Source organism: Streptomyces sp. NBC_00726 (assembly GCF_045161735.1).
Lineage (GTDB): Bacteria > Actinomycetota > Actinomycetes > Streptomycetales > Streptomycetaceae > Streptomyces.
In genome coordinates this window covers 5,136,179-5,152,752 of sequence record NZ_CP108983.1, presented here as the reverse complement: position 1 = coordinate 5,152,752, position 16,574 = coordinate 5,136,179, and the positions used below count along the sequence as shown (strand labels likewise).

Genomic DNA, 16,574 nt, shown 5'->3' with positions numbered 1-16,574 from the left:
GTAATCGGGGAACACATCACGAGAGCGGAACAATCAGGTCGGAATATGACCTGTCGTCCACTGCGTCCTCGCTGTGTTTTGCCTACCCGAACCCGAAGGGCCGTGTAGGGCTTTCAAAGGAACCTCCAACCTGCCGAAGCAGGCCGGGGTATCAACATATCTGGCGTTGACTTTTGGCACGCTGTTGAGTTCTCAAGGAACGGACGCTTCCTTCGTACTCACCCCTGCGGGCTTTCCTCCGGGCGCTTCCCTTCGTTCTTGCGTTTCCGACTCTATCAGACTCTTTCGTGTCCGATTCCCGGCCGAAGCGAGTCAAACGATTTTCGCTTTCCAGTTCTTCGCTTTCGCGTTTCCCTTTCCGGCGGCTCCGACTTTATCAGAAGTTCTGAGTCGGAATTTCCACTCCCTCTCGGAAGCCTCGGGGCGCACAGGTGCGCTCGCTTCTTCCCGGTGAGGTGGAGACGTAAACGTACTGGAGCGGAGCGCCCCGATGCAAATCGGGGGCCCCGCTCCGGAGTTCGCGCCTGTCGGAAGGTCAGACCTCGACCACGACGGGGAGGATCATCGGGCGCCGGCGGTAGGTGTCCGAGACCCACTTGCCCACCGTGCGGCGGATCAGCTGCTGGAGCTGGTGCGGCTCCAGTACGCCGTCCTGGGCCGACTTGTTGAGAGCGTCCTCGATCTTCGGAACGACCGCGGTGAACGCCGCGTCGTCGATTCCGGAGCCACGGGCCTGGATGTGCGGGCCGCCCACGATCTTGCCCGAGGTGCTGTCGACCACCAGGAACACCGAGATGATGCCCTCGTCGCCGAGGATGCGGCGGTCCTTGAGCGAGGTCTCCGTAACGTCGCCGACGGAGAGGCCGTCGACGTACACGTAACCGGCCTGGACCTTGCCGACGATCTTCGCCTTGCCGTCGATGAGGTCCACGACCACGCCGTCCTCGGCGATGACGATGTGGTCCTTCGGCACGCCGGTCAGGGCGCCGAGCTCGGCGTTGGCCCGCAGGTGGCGCCATTCGCCGTGGACCGGCATCAGGTTCTTCGGGCGGCAGATGTTGTAGAAGTACAGCAGCTCGCCGGCCGAGGCGTGGCCCGAGACGTGGACCTTGGCGTTGCCCTTGTGGACGACGTTGGCGCCCCAGCGCGAGAGGCCATTGATCACGCGGTAGACCGCGTTCTCGTTCCCCGGGATCAGGGAAGAGGCCAGGATGACCGTGTCGCCCTGGACGATGCGGATCTGGTGGTCGCGGTTGGCCATCCGGGAGAGGGCCGCCATCGGCTCGCCCTGCGAACCGGTGCAGACGAGCACGACCTCGTCGTCCGGCAGGTCGTCCAGGGTCTTGACGTCCACGACGAGCCCGGCGGGGACCTTCAGATAGCCGAGGTCACGGGCGATGCCCATGTTGCGGACCATCGAACGACCGACGAAGGCGACCCGGCGGCCGTACTCGTGGGCCGTGTCCAGGATCTGCTGGATGCGGTGCACATGGCTGGCAAAGCTCGCCACGATGATGCGCTTCTGCGCATTGGCGAAGACGTTGCGCAGGACGTTCTGGATGTCCCGCTCGGGCGGTACGAAGCCCGGGACCTCCGCGTTCGTGGAGTCGGAGAGCAGAAGGTCGATGCCCTCCTCGCTCAGCCGGGCGAAGGCGTGCAAGTCGGTGAGGCGGCCGTCCAGCGGGAGCTGGTCCATCTTGAAGTCACCGGTGGCGACGGCCATGCCCGCGGGGGTCCGGATGGCGACCGCGAGGGCGTCCGGGATGGAGTGGTTGACCGCGACGAATTCGCAGTCGAAGACGCCGATGCGCTCGCGCTGCCCCTCCGCCACCTCCAGGGTGTACGGACGGATGCGGTGCTCCTGGAGCTTGGCCTCGATCAGCGCGAGGGTCAGCTTGGAGCCGATGAGCGGGATGTCCGGCTTCAGGCGCAGCAGGTACGGGACGCCGCCGATGTGGTCCTCGTGGCCGTGCGTGAGGACGATGCCCTCGACGTCGTCCAGGCGGTCCCGGATGGTCGTGAAGTCCGGCAGGATCAGGTCGATGCCGGGCTGCTCCTCCTCGGGGAAGAGGACACCGCAGTCGACGATGAGCAGGCGGCCGCCGTACTCGAAGACCGTCATGTTCCGGCCGATCTCGCCGAGGCCGCCGAGCGGGGTGACCCGGAGGGCGCCCTTCGCGAGCTTCGGCGGGGTGCCGAGTTCAGGATGCGGATGACTCAAAAGACTCTCCTTACCACGCGCGCCACGTACCGCTTGGGCACGTGGCGCGCATGTCATTCGTGCACTTGCTGTTGTCTTGGGTGGTGCTGTGCTGCGGGTTTCCCCACGTGTTCAGCTGTGTTTCGCGTATTCAGTTGTGAAGTCCGTTGTCAGAGCTGTACCCCGCCGGCGGCCAGGTCGATCTTGAGCTGGGCCGTCTCCTGCGCGGTCAGCTCGACCAGGGGCAGTCGGAGCGGTCCCGCCGGGAGGCCCTGGAGCGTCAGTGCGGCCTTGGTGGTGATCACGCCCTGGGTGCGGAACATGCCGGTGAAGACCGGCAGCAGCTTCTGGTGGATCTCGGTGGCCTTCTGTACGTCGCCGCCGAGGTGGGCCTCGATGAGCGCCCGCAGGTCCGGGGTGACGACATGGCCGACGACGGAGACCACACCGACCGCTCCGACGGACAGCAGCGGAAGGTTCAGCATGTCGTCGCCGGAGTACCAGGCGAGGCCCGAGCGGGCGATGGCCCAGCTCGCGCGGCCCAGGTCGCCCTTGGCGTCCTTGTTGGCGACGATCCGGGGGTGCTCGGAGAGCCGTACGAGCGTCTCCGTGTCGATCGGCACACCGCTGCGGCCCGGGATGTCGTACAGCATCACCGGCAGGCCGGTGGAGTCCGCGATGGCGGTGAAGTGCCGCAGCAGGCCCTCCTGCGGCGGCTTGTTGTAGTACGGGGTCACGGCGAGGAGGCCGTGGACGCCGCTGCGCTCGGCGGTGCGGGCGAGCTCGATGCTGTGCCGGGTGTCGTTGGTCCCGATGCCGGCGACGATGTGCGCCCGGTCCCCCACGGCTTCCAGGACGGCCCTGACGAGCTGGTCTTTCTCCGCGTCGCTGGTGGTCGGGGACTCGCCGGTGGTGCCGTTGATGATCAGGCCGTCGTTGCCTGCGTCCACCAGGTGGGTGGCGAGCCGCTGCGCGCCCTCGATGTCGAGAGCGCCGTCCGCCGTGAACGGCGTGACCATAGCGGTGAGGACCCGCCCGAAGGGGGTCTGCGGAGTGGAGATCGGAGCCATGGGTAACACGCTACTCGCTGCTCGACGCACGGTGCCCCCTCGGGGGACAAGCAAGAGGAGCCCGGCACTGCCTGCTCGGGGGTTCAAGCAGTGCCGGGTCCGTTTGATCAGCCTAGATGAACTTCTCGAAACGCCGCAATACGGACACCGCCCTATGGGGCGACACGTCCATTTTTGTTGAAGGCTGCATGGGTGAGCGGCATGAGCCGGGCCCAGTGGGCCTCCATCTGCTCGCCCACCATCTCGATCTCCCGCTGCGGGAACGAGGGCACCTTCGCCATCTCGTGCTGCGTACGCAGGCCGAGGAAGTGCATCAGGGAGCGCGCGTTGCACGTGGCGTACATCGTGGAGAACAGGCCGACCGGGAGCACCGCGCGGGCCACCTCGCGGGCCACCCCCGCCGCCAGCATCTCCTGGTACGCCTCGTACGCCTGCCGGTACGAGTCCTCCATGGCACGGGTGGTGAGCGCGTGCTGCTCGGGCGTGCCCTCGACGAACTCGTACTTGCCCGGGCGGCCCTGCTGGATGAGCTTGCGGGACGTGTCGGGGACGTAGAAGACCGGTTGCAGCTCCCTGTAGCGGCCCGATTCCTCGTTGTACGACCAGCCGACGCGGTGCCGCATGAACTCGCGGAACACAAAGATCGGGGCGCTGATGAAGAAGGTCATCGAGTTGTGCTCGAACGGGCTGCCGTGCCGGTCCCGCATCAGGTAGTTGATGAGGCCCTTCGAGCGCTCGGGGTCCTTGGCGATCTCCTCCAGGGACTGCTCGCCGGCCGTGGACACACGGGCGGCGAACAGCACGTCGGCGTCGCCCGCAGCGGATTTCACCAGGTCGACGGTGACGTCGCTGCGGAAATGGGCCTTCGTGGGCTCGGGGGTGTCGTCGGTCACCGGCAGGGTCCTTCCAATGGCGTCGCTCGGGCGGCGCCCACTCTACGGGCCGGTCGCACAGCGTTTGCGCTCGGCTTGGGCGGGAACGTCTTTCCGGTTTTTTCTGATTTCGTCGGGCGATTCGGGGCACCGAACGGGGTGGTCGTACGTCTGACTCGATAGCACCACCCGCGAAAGATCCCAAGGAGAGCCACCCCATGTTCCGCCGGCGTGAATCCGTCCCGTTCTCGTTCGTGGCCGAGTCCGAGCGGTTCCGCAGCAACGTCACACCGCCTCCCCGCCCCCGCAGTACGGTCTCCGAGCGCGCGGGACACGTCCTGATCGGCCTCGTCGTCCTCGGCGGGATAGCGGGGTCCCTGCTCCTCGGCCTGCCCGCTCTGGCCCCCGGGCAGACGTCGGCGCACACGCAGCAGACCGAGGCCGCGCACGGGCGCTGACCCGGACGGACCCCCTGGGGTGGTCGGTCCGGGCATCTCCTCGGTAGCCTCACCGGGCACAGCAATCGAGCGTGCTTGTGAGTGAGGATCAGTCGTGCCCCTGCCCTTCCTGACGGCCGACCGCGCGTTTGACGCGAATGCGGAGGACATCGCGCTGCCGTTCGACGACCACGACAGCTGGCGGCGGCCCTACCGTCCCGGTCCGTGGCGGGTCGCCGCCGCGGCCGGTCTGCTGCTGCTCGCCTCGTTCATCCTGTTCGCGGGGATGATCATCGCGTTCGCCGGGGCGCTGCCCGGGGCGGGGGCGTGTCTGGCGCTCGCCCTCGCGATCATCCTGTGTGCCCTGCGGATGCTGCGCATCGGCGCCTGGGTGAGCCGGCACGGTGTGCGCCGGGTGGGCTTCTTCCGTACGACGACCGTTCCGTGGAGCCGGGCCACCGCCGTACGTACGGTGCAGCAGCCGGTGAAGTGGCTCGGATTCCCCCGTACCGTGCAGGGCCAGGCGCTGATCGTCGTCCGTAAGGGCGGGGACGCGGTGCCGCCGCTGCTCACGGACTCGAACGCGGATTTTCTCGCGCGGGGGGAGGCGTTCGATCGGGCTGCGGACACGATTGAGGCGTGGGGAGATGAGTATCGGCCGCGGTAGCGGTTGAGCGGTGCAGGGCGATTGCTCGTTGCATGGCCTTGCGGGCTCGGGGGGTGTCTCGGGCGTCCTGGTAGGCGACCGCCAGGCGGAACCAGCAGCGCCAGTCGTCCGGGGTGTCCTCCGTCTCCTCGCGGCGGCGTTCGAACACCGCGTCGGCGGAGGCGCGGTCGATGCGGCCGCTGGGTGTGCGCAGCAGTTCGTCGACGGGGAGGCCGCCCTCCGCGTCCAGTTCGGCGGCCAGGGCGTTGGCCCTGCGGACGAACTGGGTGTTCTTCCACAGGAACCACACGCCGATCGCCGGCAGGACCAGCACGGCGACTCCGAAGGTCACCGTGATGAGGGTGCCGTGCTTGATGAGCAGGACGCCACGGCTGCCGACCAGGACGAAGTAGAAGACCAGGACGGCAGCGGTGACGACGTAAGTGATCTTTGCGCGCATGGCGGGGCCAGTCAGTTCAGGTCGAGGAAGTGTTCCAGGCCGAACGTGAGGCCGGGAGTGGTCACCACGCGGCGGGCGCCGAGCAGGATGCCGGGCATGAAGCTGCTGTGGTGCAGGGAGTCGTGCCGGATGGTGAGGGTCTCGCCCTCGCCGCCGAGCAGCACCTCCTGGTGGGCCAGGAGGCCGCGCAGGCGGACCGAGTGGACCGGGATGCCGTCGACGTCGGCGCCGCGTGCCCCGTCCAGCGCGGTGCTGGTGGCGTCCGGCTGAGGGGCGCAGTGCGCCTCGCGGCGGGCCGCGGCGATGAGCTGGGCGGTGCGGGCGGCGGTGCCCGAGGGGGCGTCGGCCTTGTTGGGGTGGTGCAGCTCGATGACCTCGACGGACTCGAAGTAGCGGGCCGCCTGCTGGGCGAACTTCATGGTGAGGACCGCGCCGATGGAGAAGTTCGGTGCGATGAGCACACCGGTCTCCGGGGAGGCGGAGAGCCAGCCGTCGAGCCGCGCGAGCCGTTCGTCGGACCAGCCGGTGGTGCCGACCACCGCGTGGATGCCGTGGCCGACGCAGTATTCGAGGTTCTCCATCACCGAGGCGGGAGTGGTCAGCTCGACGGCGACCTGGGCGCCGGTCTCCGTAAGGGTCTCCAGCTTGTCGCCCCGGCCGAGTGCGGCCACCAGCTCCAGATCCTCGGCGGCCTCGACGGCTCGTACCGCTTCGGCGCCGATACGGCCCTTGGCACCGAGGACGGCCACGCGCAGCTTGCTCATTGCTCTGCTTCCTTGGGAGTTTTAGGCGACCGCTTCGTGGAGACGGGCGGCCTGCTTGTCCTTGAGCGGTCCGATGACGGACAGCGAGGGGCGGTGTCCGAGGATCTCGCCCGCGACGGAGCGGATGTCGTCGGGTGTCACCTCGCTGATACGGGCCAGCATCTCGTCCACCGACATCTGCTCGCCCCAGCACAGCTCGCTCTTGCCTATGCGGTTCATCAGCGCGCCGGTGTCCTCCAGGCCGAGGACGGTGGAGCCGGAGAGCTGGCCGATCGCGCGGCTGATCTCCTCGTCGCTCAGCCCGTCCGAAGCGACCCGGTCGAGCTCGTCGCGGCAGATCTTGAGGACGTCGTGCACCTGGCTCGGGCGGCAGCCCGCGTACACGCCGAACAGGCCGCAGTCGGCGAAGCCCGAGGTGTACGAGTAGACGCTGTAGGCGAGGCCGCGCTTCTCCCGTACCTCCTGGAAGAGGCGGGAGCTCATGCCGCCGCCGAGGGCGGTGTTGAGGACGCCCAGGGCCCAGCGGCGTTCGTCGGCGCGGGCCAGGCCGGGCATGCCGAGGACCACATGGGCCTGCTCGGTCTTGCGGCCCAGGACCTCGACCCGGCCGGCGGTGCGCAGGGCGCGGGAGCCCTCGCGGGGCGCGGTGGGGACCGCGTCCGTACGGGAGAGGGCGCCGGCCCTGTCGAACGCCTTGCGGACCTGGCGTACGACGGTGGCGTGGTCGATGTTGCCCGCGGCGGCGACGACGAGGCGGGTCGGGTCGTAGTGCTTCTTGTAGAAGCGGGCGATCTGGCCGCGGTTCAGCGCGTTGATCGTGTCGACGGTGCCGAGGACCGGGCGGCCGAGCGGGGTGTCGCCGAGCATGGTGTGCGCGAACAGGTCGTGCACGCAGTCGCCCGGGTCGTCCTCCGTCATCGCGATCTCTTCGAGGATGACGCCGCGCTCGGCGTCGACGTCCTCGGGGGCGATCAGCGAGCCGGTCAGCATGTCGCAGACGACGTCGATGGCGAGCGGCAGGTCCGTGTCGAGGACCCGCGCGTAGTAGCAGGTGTACTCCTTCGCCGTGAAGGCGTTCATCTCGCCGCCGACCGCGTCGATGGCGGAGGAGATGTCGAGGGCGCTGCGCTTGGCGGTGCCCTTGAAGAGGAGGTGTTCAAGGTAGTGCGTCGCGCCGTTCAGGGCGGGCGTCTCGTCGCGTGAGCCGACGTTCGCCCAGATGCCGAAGGTGGCGGAGCGTACGGAGGGCAGGGTCTCGGTGACGACGCGGAGGCCGCCGGGGAGGACCGTACGACGGACCGTGCCGATGCCGTTGCTGCCCTTGAGAAGCGTTTGGGTACGGGCGACGGCCCGCCCCTCCGAGGAGGGGCGGGCCGTCGTCGCGGAACTACGGGACGTCACTTGTCGGTGTCGTCCTTCTTCTCGTCTTCTTCGCCCTCGATGACGGGGACGAGGGAGAGCTTGCCGCGGGAGTCGATCTCGGCGATCTCGACCTGGACCTTGGCGCCGACGCCGAGAACGTCCTCGACGTTCTCCACGCGCTTGCCGCCGGCCAGCTTGCGGATCTGCGAGATGTGCAGCAGGCCGTCCTTGCCCGGCATGAGCGAAACAAACGCACCGAAGGTGGTGGTCTTGACGACCGTACCCAGGTAGCGCTCGCCGACCTCCGGCATGGTCGGGTTGGCAATCGCGTTGATCGTGGCGCGGGCGGCCTCGGCCTGCGAGCCCTGCTGGGCACCGATGTAGATGGTGCCGTCGTCCTCGATCGTGATGTCGGCGCCGGTGTCCTCCTGGATCTGGTTGATCATCTTGCCCTTGGGGCCGATGACCTCACCGATCTTGTCCACCGGGATCTTGACGGTGATGATCCGCGGGGCGTTCGGGGACATCTCGTCCGGGACGTCGATGGCCTCGTTCATCACGTCGAGGATGTGGAGGCGGGCGTCGCGGGCCTGCTTCAGCGCGGCGGCCAGGACCGAGGCGGGGATGCCGTCGAGCTTGGTGTCGAGCTGGAGCGCGGTGACGAACTGCTTCGTACCGGCGACCTTGAAGTCCATGTCGCCGTACGCGTCCTCGGCACCGAGGATGTCGGTGAGGGCGACGTAGTGGGTCTTGCCGTCGATCTCCTGGGAGATCAGGCCCATGGCGATGCCGGCGACGGCGGCCTTGAGGGGCACACCGGCGTTCAGCAGGGACATGGTGGAGGCGCAGACCGAACCCATGGACGTCGAGCCGTTGGAGCCCAGGGCCTCGGAGACCTGGCGGATCGCGTAGGGGAACTCCTCGCGGGACGGGAGGACCGGCACGATCGCGCGCTCGGCGAGCGCGCCGTGGCCGATCTCGCGGCGCTTGGGCGAGCCCACGCGGCCGGTCTCGCCGACGGAGTACGGCGGGAAGTTGTAGTTGTGCATGTAGCGCTTGCGGGTCACCGGGGAGAGGGTGTCCAGCTGCTGCTCCATGCGGAGCATGTTGAGGGTGGTGACGCCCAGGATCTGGGTCTCGCCACGCTCGAACAGGGCGGAGCCGTGCACGCGCGGAATGGCCTCGACCTCGGCGGCGAGCGTACGGATGTCCGTGACGCCTCGGCCGTCGATGCGGACCTTGTCCTTGATGACGCGCTCGCGGACCAGCTTCTTGGTCAGCGCGCGGTAGGCGCCGGAGATCTCCTTCTCGCGGCCCTCGAACGCGGGGAGGAGCTTCTCGGCCGCGATCTCCTTGATGCGGTCGAGCTCCGCCTCGCGCTCCTGCTTGCCGGCGATGGTGAGCGCCTTGGCGAGCTCGGTGCTGACGGCCTTGGCGAGGGCCTCCAGGACGTCGTCCTGGTAGTCGAGGAAGACCGGGAACTCGCCGGTGGGCTTGGCGGCCTTGGCGGCGAGGTCGGACTGGGCCTTGCAGAGCACCTTGATGAAGGGCTTGGCGGCTTCCAGACCGGCGGCGACGACCTCCTCGGTCGGGGCCTCGGCGCCGTCCTTGACCAGCTGGATGGTCTTCTCGGTGGCCTCGGCCTCGACCATCATGATCGCGACGTCGCCGTCCTCCAGGACGCGGCCCGCGACGACCATGTCGAAGACGGCGTCCTCGAGCTCGGTGTGCGTCGGGAAGGCGACCCACTGGCCCTTGATCAGGGCGACGCGGGTAGCGCCGATCGGGCCGGAGAAGGGCAGGCCCGCCAGGATCGTGGAAGCGGAGGCGGCGTTGATCGCGACCACGTCGTACAGGTGGTCGGGGTTGAGCGCCATGATCGTCTCGACGATCTGGATCTCGTTGCGCAGGCCCTTCTTGAAGGAGGGGCGCAGCGGGCGGTCGATCAGGCGGCAGGTGAGGATCGCGTCCTCGGAGGGGCGGCCCTCCCGGCGGAAGAAGGAGCCGGGGATCTTGCCGGCGGCGTACTGCCGCTCCTCGACGTCCACCGTGAGGGGGAAGAAGTCGAGGTTGTCCTTGGGCCGCTTGGAGGCGGTGGTGGCCGACAGCACCATGGTGTCGTCGTCCAGGTACGCGACGGCGGAGCCGGCGGCCTGCTTGGCCAGGCGGCCCGTCTCGAAGCGGATGGTGCGGGTGCCGAAGGTGCCGTTGTCGATGACGGCCTCGGCGTAGTGGGTCTCGTTCTCCACTAGTGAATTCTCCATACTCGTCGTCTTTCGTCCGGGCGCCCGTGTGGCGCCGGACGGAGCGGAGAAGCGCGCAGTCTGTGCGGGGCCGGTCTTCGATCGAAGCTCCCGGGCATTGTCCCGGGGGCCACTACCGAGGACCGGCGGCGGCCGTGCGGCGCCTCTCCTCGTCTGTTGTTGTACGTCCAGGTTACTGAGGTTCCCCCCGGTACCGCACGTACGGCAAAGGGAGCGGCTCCCCGAGTCAGGGAACCGCTCCCTTGTGCAGCGTCCTTACTTGGCGCCGCCGGCCGCACCGCGGCGGATGCCGAGGCGGTCGACGAGCGCACGGAAGCGCTGGATGTCCTTCTTGGCCAGGTACTGAAGGAGGCGGCGACGCTGGCCGACCAGGATCAGCAGACCACGACGGGAGTGGTGGTCGTGCTTGTGCGTCTTGAGGTGCTCCGTCAGGTCCGAGATGCGGCGCGAGAGCATGGCGACCTGAACCTCGGGGGAACCGGTGTCGCCCTCCTTCGTCGCGAACTCGGTCATGATCTGCTTCTTCGTAGCGGCGTCGAGCGGCACGCGGTACTCCTCTTGGTGTTCGATGCGCTCACGAGTGCCCCTGGTCTGGTTCTCAGGGGAGCTTGGGTGACTCGGGAGCGAGGGTCCGATGAGCGCAGCTCCCAGAGCGAACCGGGAACGCGTACACAAACGGCCGCAGCCAGGATACCAGCCGCCCGGACCGCCCCTGCCGGTCGTCAGCCGGTGAGCTCCCTCGCGCGCGCGTAGAGGTCCAGGACGGCGAGGCAGAGCGGGACGAGGGAGAGCAGGAGCGCGCTTTCGGCCAGGTCCAGAAATCTGCCCCAGAACGGGGAGAGGCCCTTGCGCGGGACGGTCGCCCCGGCGGCGGCGAGGAGCAGGGCGCCGGCGACGAGCGCCGCGCACAGTCCGGTCGTACGGGGATACAGGGCCGGGTCGTCCGTCCGGGCGGTGAGGGCGAGGCCGGTGACCGGGGCGGCGAGCGCGCCGATGCCCGCGACCAGCAGGCAGCCGGCCTGGGCGGTGTAGCGGAACAGGCGGGCGCGGAGGAGCAGTGCGAGCCCGGCGGCGAGGGCGAGGAGCCGGGCCCAGGTGTTGTCCGAGGCGCCGAGGACGGCGGACGCGGTGGCGGCCAGGCCCGCGCAGCCCCCGGCCAGGCCGAGCAGCAGTTCGTGGCCGCGCCGGGCCCGGTCCGCGACGAGGCGGGTGTCGACGGGGGCGGCGTCCGGGGCGGCCGGGTCCTCGCCCTCGTCGCCCTCGTCGCTGTAGGGGCCCGTCGGCCGGGGCGGCGCGTACCCGATCGGGAGCCGGGCGAAACGGGCGGAGAGGCCGGGCAGGAACGCGATGAGGCCGAGGGCCACGGGGACGCAGACGGCGGCCGTGGCGGTGGCGGACGCCTCGGTGAGGATCGCGGCGAACGCGGCCAGCGCTCCGGCGCCGGCGAGGAGGGCGGCGCCCGCGAAGGGGGCGTCGCCGCTCGGGGCGAGCGCGGTGAGGGCGGCCGAGACGACGAGGACGGCGGCGCAGCCGAGCAGGAATTGCAGCCGGCCCGCTCCGCCGCCCGGGTCCGGGGCGATGAGGCCGGAGCCGGCGAGGAGGACGAGGGGCAGGGCGCCCAGGCCGAGCGCGGCGGCGGTGACGCGGTCGGCGTAGACCCGGGCGCGTACGGCGGCGACGGTGGCCGACAGGAGTCCGGCGGCGCCCGCGACGGCCCCGGGCGGTCCGTGCAGGTCGTGGCGGACCGGGTCGGCCTGCCACAGGGCGAGGGCCGCCAGGAGGAGGAGCAGCGCGCCGGCGGCCGGGGCTGCAGCGCGCAGCAGGTCGTCGCTCCACAGGTGGCGGTCACGGCGGGTGGCCGAGGCGATGGCGTCGGCGACGTCGTCGTAGACGGGCGGGGGCAGTGAGGCGGCGAAGGGGCGCAGGGTGAGGATCTCGCCGTCGAGGACGCGTTGTGCGGCGAGGGTGCGGTCGCCGTCCAGGACCGTTCCGTCGAGCCGTACGAGGTGGTGGCCGGGGGGTGTGGTGTCGGGTGGGGCGGTGTCGGGTGCGGCCGGTCCGGTGAGGCGCAGGATCTCGGGCCAGATGTCGGCGGCGGCGATGTCCTCGGGCAGGGCGACGTCGATGCGGGTGTCGGGCGTGACGACGGTGACGCGGCGGAAGCCGGTCGTTGCGGTCGGACTCACGTGTCGGGGGCCCCTGTTCGTCGCTGGTCGGCGGTGTCCGCTTCCTCACTGGTCGGCGGTGTCCGCACGATGGGCGGGTCACCCTATCGGGCGGATCGGGGCGAAGGATGACAGTGCGTAGGATCATGGGCGCTTCGAGCGGGGCCGATGGGGGTGGGCTCGTCCTGTGTGCGGCCCGGCCGCCTCGCTCTTCCCCGTTCGGCGGCGCCCCACACCCGCCCGCACCCAAGGATCGATGCACCGGTGAGTCAGATCGTCGTGAAGCGTCCGCCCCGGCTGCTGCCGCCGGAAGTTCCCACGAAAGAGGTGTTGTTGGAGCCTCCTCCGGTGGAACCGCGCGGGCAGCGCGAGGGGGTGCTGATGCAGCTTCTTCCGGTGCTGGGCATGGCGTCGTCGGTGGTGTTCTTCTTCTCGCCGCAGGCGCCGCCGTTCATGCGGGTGATGGGTGTGCTGATGCTGGTGTCGACGCTGGCGATGGTGGTAGCCCAGGTGGTGCGCTACCGGCGCGGTACGCAGGGGCGGTCGGCGGATGCGCGGCGCGACTGTCTGGCCCGGCTGGCGCGGACCCGCCGTGCGGTGCGGCGGACGGCGCGGGCCCAGCGCGACGGGCTGCTGTTCACGCATCCCGCGCCCGGCCAGCTGTGGTCGGTGGTCGCGGGCGGGAGCCGGGTGTGGGAGCGGCGGCCCGGCGACGCGGACTTCGGGGTGGTGCGGATCGGGCTCGGCAGGCAGCCGCTCGCGACGCCGTTGGCGGTGCCGGAGCCCGCCCCGGGTGAGCCGGAGCCGGTGTGCGCGGACGCGCTCCGGCGGTTCGTGGCGGTGCACGGCTCGCTGCACGGGCTGCCGTTGTGCGTTCCGCTGCGGGAGGCGTACCGGGTGCGGCTGAGCGGTGCGACGGAGCCGGTCAGGGCGGCGGCGCGGGCGTTGGTGGCGCAGCTGGTGACGCTGCACTCGCCCCGGGACCTGGTGGTGGCGGTGGTGGCCGCGCGGGAGGCGGCGGTGTGCTGGGAGTGGGTGAAGTGGCTGCCGCATGTCCAGGTGCCGGGTGAGGTGGACGGGGCCGGTACGAAGCGGCTGTTCGCGCGGGACACGGCTGGGCTGGAGCCGCTGCTCGGGGCGCTGTTGGAGGGGCGGGGGCGTTTCGTGCCGGAGGGGGCACCGCCGCCGGACCGGCCGCATGTCGTCGTGGTGCTGGACGGGGCGGGGGTGGCTGCGGGTTCGGTGCTGGGTGCGGCGGGTGGCGTGGAAGGGGTGACGCTGGTCGAGGTCGTCCCGGGGGACGCGGCCCCGGGTGATGCGGCGGGGTCGCACGGTGCGCTGTGTGTGCGGGTGCGTCCCGGTGTGCTGGAGGCGGAGTGCGGGGTGGGTGTGCCGGACGGGCTGTCGCTGGCTGCGGCGGAGGCGCTGGCCCGGCGGCTGGCTCCGTTGCGGGCCGGTGGGCGGGACGGGGACGAGCCACTGCTGGCCGCGCTGGACTTCACGGATCTGCTGGGCCTGGGGGACGCCGGTGCGGTGGAGGTGGCGCGGACCTGGCGGCCCCGGCCGGTCGCGGAGCGGCTGCGGGTGCCCATCGGGGTGGGTGAGGACGGTGCCCCGGTGGTGCTCGATCTGAAGGAGTCGGCGCTGGAGGGGATGGGGCCGCACGGGCTGTGTGTGGGCGCGACCGGTTCGGGGAAGTCCGAGCTGCTGCGGACGCTGGTGCTCGGTCTTGCCGTCACCCATTCCTCCGAAACGCTGAATTTCGTGCTCGCGGACTTCAAGGGCGGGGCGACGTTCGCGGGGATGGCGGGGATGCCGCATGTGGCGGCCGTCATCACGAATCTGGCCGACGATCTGGCGCTGGTCGACCGGATGGGGGACGCGCTGCGCGGTGAACTCCAGCGCCGTCAGGAACTGCTGCGGGCGGCGGGCAATTTCGCCGGCATCCATGACTACGAGCGTGCGCGGGCGGCGGGCGCCGCGCTGGAACCGCTGGCCACGCTGGTGCTGGTCATCGACGAGTTCTCCGAACTGCTGACCGCCAAACCCGATTTCATCGACACGTTCATCCGGATCGGGCGCATCGGCCGTTCGCTGGGCGTGCATCTGCTGCTGGCGTCGCAGCGCCTTGAGGAGGGCAGGCTGCGGGGCCTGGAGACGTACCTCTCGTACCGGATCGGGCTGCGCACGTTCTCGGCGGAGGAGTCGCGGGCCGCGCTGGGGGTGCCGGACGCCTACGGCCTGCCGCCGGTGCCCGGTTCGGGGTTTCTGATGACCGGTACGCGGGAATTGACGCGCTTCAAAGCGGCGTACGTCTCGGGGCCCTACCGCCCGGGTGGGCCTGGGCGGGCCGCCGGGGAGGGGACGGGCAGCCTTGCGGCGGCGTTGTTCAGCGCGCTGCCGGTGCCTGCGTCCGTGCCTGTGGCTGCGACCACGACCGCGTCTGTGCCTCCGCCTGCGCCCGCGTCTGTCGCGGAGGTACGCGGGGATGACGCCGTCGCAAAGTCCGTGCTCGATGTGGTGGTGCGGCGGCTTGCGGGGCAGGGCGTGCCCGCCCACCAGGTGTGGCTGCCGCCGCTGGACCGGTCGCCGGGTCTGGATGCGCTGCTGCCGGACCTCGGTACGGACCCGGAGCGCGGGTTCACCGTTGTCGGGGATGGCAAACCCGGTGAGCTGGTCGTTCCGCTCGGGCTTGTCGACAAACCGTTCGAGCAGCGGCGGGAGGTGCTGTTCCAGGACTTCTCCGGCGCGGCGGGCCACATGCTGGTGGTCGGCGGGCCGCAGTCCGGCAAGTCGACGCTGCTGCGCACGCTGGTGATGTCCTTCGCGCTCACCCACACACCGCGTGAGGTCCAGTTCTACGGGCTCGACTTCGGCGGTGGCGCGCTGGCGTCGCTGTCGGGCCTGCCGCATGTGGGCTCGGTCGCCTCGCGGCTGGATCCCGAGCGGGTGCGGCGGACGGTCGCGGAGGTGGCCGGGGTGCTGCGGGCCCGTGAGGAGCTGTTCCGGGCGCGGGGCATCGGTTCCATGGCCGCGTACCGGCGCGAGCGGGCCGGGGGCGGGCTGCCCGGTGAGGCGTGGGGCGATGTCTTCCTCGTCGTGGACGGCTGGGGCGGTTTCCGTACGGAGTACGAGGAGTTGGAGCCGGTCGTCACCGACATCGCGGCCCGGGGGCTCGGTTACGGGGTGCATGTGGTGCTCAGCGCCGCCCGCTATCTGGAGGTGCGGGCCGCGCTGAAGGACCAGCTGACCGGGCGGCTGGAACTGCGGCTCGGCGATGTGTCGGACTCCGAGTTCGACCGGAGGGTGGCCGCGCAGGTGCCCGCCGGGGTGCCGGGCCGGGGCCAGGTGGCGGAGGGACTGCACTTCCTGGCCGCCTCGCCGTGCCTCGGCCCGGTGGAGAACGCGGCCGGGCTCCCCGACCGTACGGCGGCGCTGGCCGGGCGGGTCCGGGCCGGCTGGGCGGGTCCGCCGGCCCCGCCCGTACGGCTGCTGCCCGCAGTGCTCCCCGCCGAGCGGCTGCCCAAGGGGGACGAATTCCCGGAGCGGGGTGTCGCGATCGGCATCGCCGAGGCCGATCTCGATCCGGTCTTCGTGGACTTCGACGCCGATCCCTTCCTTCTGGTGTTCGGAGAGAGCGAATCGGGGAAGACCGCGCTGCTGCGGCTGCTCGTCCGGCAGATCGCCCGCCGCTACTCCCCCGACGAGGCGAAGCTCGTCGTCGGGGACTACCGGCGGGGGCTGCTGGGCGCCCTGCCGGAGAGCCACCTGCTGGAGTACGCGCCGACACCGGACGCGCTCGCGACGCATATGGAGGCGCTGGCCGGGGTATTCGCGCGGCGCCGGCCGCCGGCGGACGTCACGCCCCGGCAGTTGCGGGAGCGCAGTTGGTGGTCGGGGCCGCGGATCTTCGTCGTCGTGGACGATTACGACCTCGTCGCGACGGGTACGGGCGGCCCGCTCGCCGCGCTGACGGACTGTCTGCCGTTCGCACGGGACACCGGGGTGCGCTTCGTTCTCGCGCGCAACTGTGCCGGCGCCTCCCGTGCGCTGTACGAGCCGTTCCTGCAACGGATCAAGGAGCTGGGTGCGCAGGGCGTGGTGCTGTCGGGCGATCCGGCGGAGGGCGATCTGGTCGGCTCGGTACGTGCCCGCCCGATGCCGCCTGGCCGTGCGTGCATGGCGACCCGGCGTGGTGGGAAGAGCCTCGTGCAGACCGGCTGGCTGCCGGAACGGGGTTGAGCGCGGGGCCGGGTGGCGGGGCTTCGGCGGAGCGGGTCCCCGGCCGCCGTGTTGCCTGTACGGTGCCGTGCAGAGCCAGGTACGAAAGGAGC

At 70.6% G+C, this 16,574-nt stretch carries 12 protein-coding genes; 3 read left to right on the top strand and 9 right to left on the bottom strand.

Annotated features, from left to right (window positions below):
* Window positions 1-535: 535 nt before the first annotated feature.
* The 3 genes from OG338_RS23160 to thyX form a co-directional block, all read right to left on the bottom strand.
* Window positions 536-2,221 (bottom strand): ribonuclease J, encoded by a 1,686-nt coding sequence (locus tag OG338_RS23160; RefSeq protein WP_405939142.1) that lies wholly within the window; start codon window positions 2,219-2,221, stop codon window positions 536-538.
* Window positions 2,222-2,370: 149 nt separating this feature from the next.
* Window positions 2,371-3,270: a 4-hydroxy-tetrahydrodipicolinate synthase gene (dapA, locus tag OG338_RS23155; RefSeq protein ID WP_405939141.1), complete on the bottom strand. Its 900-nt coding sequence runs from the start codon at window positions 3,268-3,270 to the stop codon at window positions 2,371-2,373.
* Between the two features lie 152 nt (window positions 3,271-3,422).
* On the bottom strand, window positions 3,423-4,163 hold the full coding sequence (gene thyX, locus OG338_RS23150; RefSeq protein WP_161211431.1) for an FAD-dependent thymidylate synthase: 741 nt from the start codon (window positions 4,161-4,163) through the stop codon (window positions 3,423-3,425).
* Between the two features lie 197 nt (window positions 4,164-4,360).
* On the opposite strand from thyX, the gene OG338_RS23145 reads away from it, so the two are divergent.
* The gene (locus tag OG338_RS23145; protein ID WP_405939140.1) at window positions 4,361-4,600 is read left to right on the top strand and encodes a hypothetical protein; all 240 of its coding nucleotides are present in this window, start codon (window positions 4,361-4,363) and stop codon (window positions 4,598-4,600) included.
* 94 nt (window positions 4,601-4,694) lie between these two features.
* Entirely contained in the window at window positions 4,695-5,246 is a 552-nt protein-coding gene (locus tag OG338_RS23140) for a hypothetical protein (RefSeq protein WP_405939139.1), read from the top strand.
* Here the strand turns inward: OG338_RS23140 and OG338_RS23135 are convergent.
* From OG338_RS23135 to eccD, 6 genes are all read right to left on the bottom strand, one after another.
* A complete protein-coding gene (locus OG338_RS23135) occupies window positions 5,149-5,685 on the bottom strand; it encodes a hypothetical protein (RefSeq protein WP_405939138.1) in 537 nt (178 codons plus the stop codon). The genes OG338_RS23140 and OG338_RS23135 overlap by 98 nt on opposite strands.
* An 11-nt stretch (window positions 5,686-5,696) precedes the next feature.
* Entirely contained in the window at window positions 5,697-6,449 is a 753-nt protein-coding gene (dapB, locus tag OG338_RS23130) for a 4-hydroxy-tetrahydrodipicolinate reductase (protein ID WP_405939137.1), read from the bottom strand.
* Between the two features lie 21 nt (window positions 6,450-6,470).
* Complete coding sequence (locus tag OG338_RS23125) at window positions 6,471-7,850, bottom strand: M16 family metallopeptidase (RefSeq protein ID WP_405939136.1); 1,380 nt, start codon at window positions 7,848-7,850, stop codon at window positions 6,471-6,473.
* Entirely contained in the window at window positions 7,847-10,060 is a 2,214-nt protein-coding gene (locus OG338_RS23120) for a polyribonucleotide nucleotidyltransferase (RefSeq protein WP_018102306.1), read from the bottom strand. Before OG338_RS23120 ends, OG338_RS23125 begins: the two co-directional genes overlap by 4 nt.
* A 270-nt stretch (window positions 10,061-10,330) precedes the next feature.
* On the bottom strand, window positions 10,331-10,621 hold the full coding sequence (gene rpsO / locus OG338_RS23115) for a 30S ribosomal protein S15 (RefSeq protein WP_018102307.1): 291 nt from the start codon (window positions 10,619-10,621) through the stop codon (window positions 10,331-10,333).
* Window positions 10,622-10,797: 176 nt separating this feature from the next.
* Entirely contained in the window at window positions 10,798-12,261 is a 1,464-nt protein-coding gene (gene eccD / locus OG338_RS23110) for a type VII secretion integral membrane protein EccD (protein ID WP_405939135.1), read from the bottom strand.
* Window positions 12,262-12,504: 243 nt separating this feature from the next.
* Between eccD and eccCa the strand changes: the two genes are divergently transcribed.
* On the top strand, window positions 12,505-16,482 hold the full coding sequence (eccCa, locus tag OG338_RS23105) for a type VII secretion protein EccCa (RefSeq protein WP_405939134.1): 3,978 nt from the start codon (window positions 12,505-12,507) through the stop codon (window positions 16,480-16,482).
* Window positions 16,483-16,574: the final 92 nt, after the last annotated feature.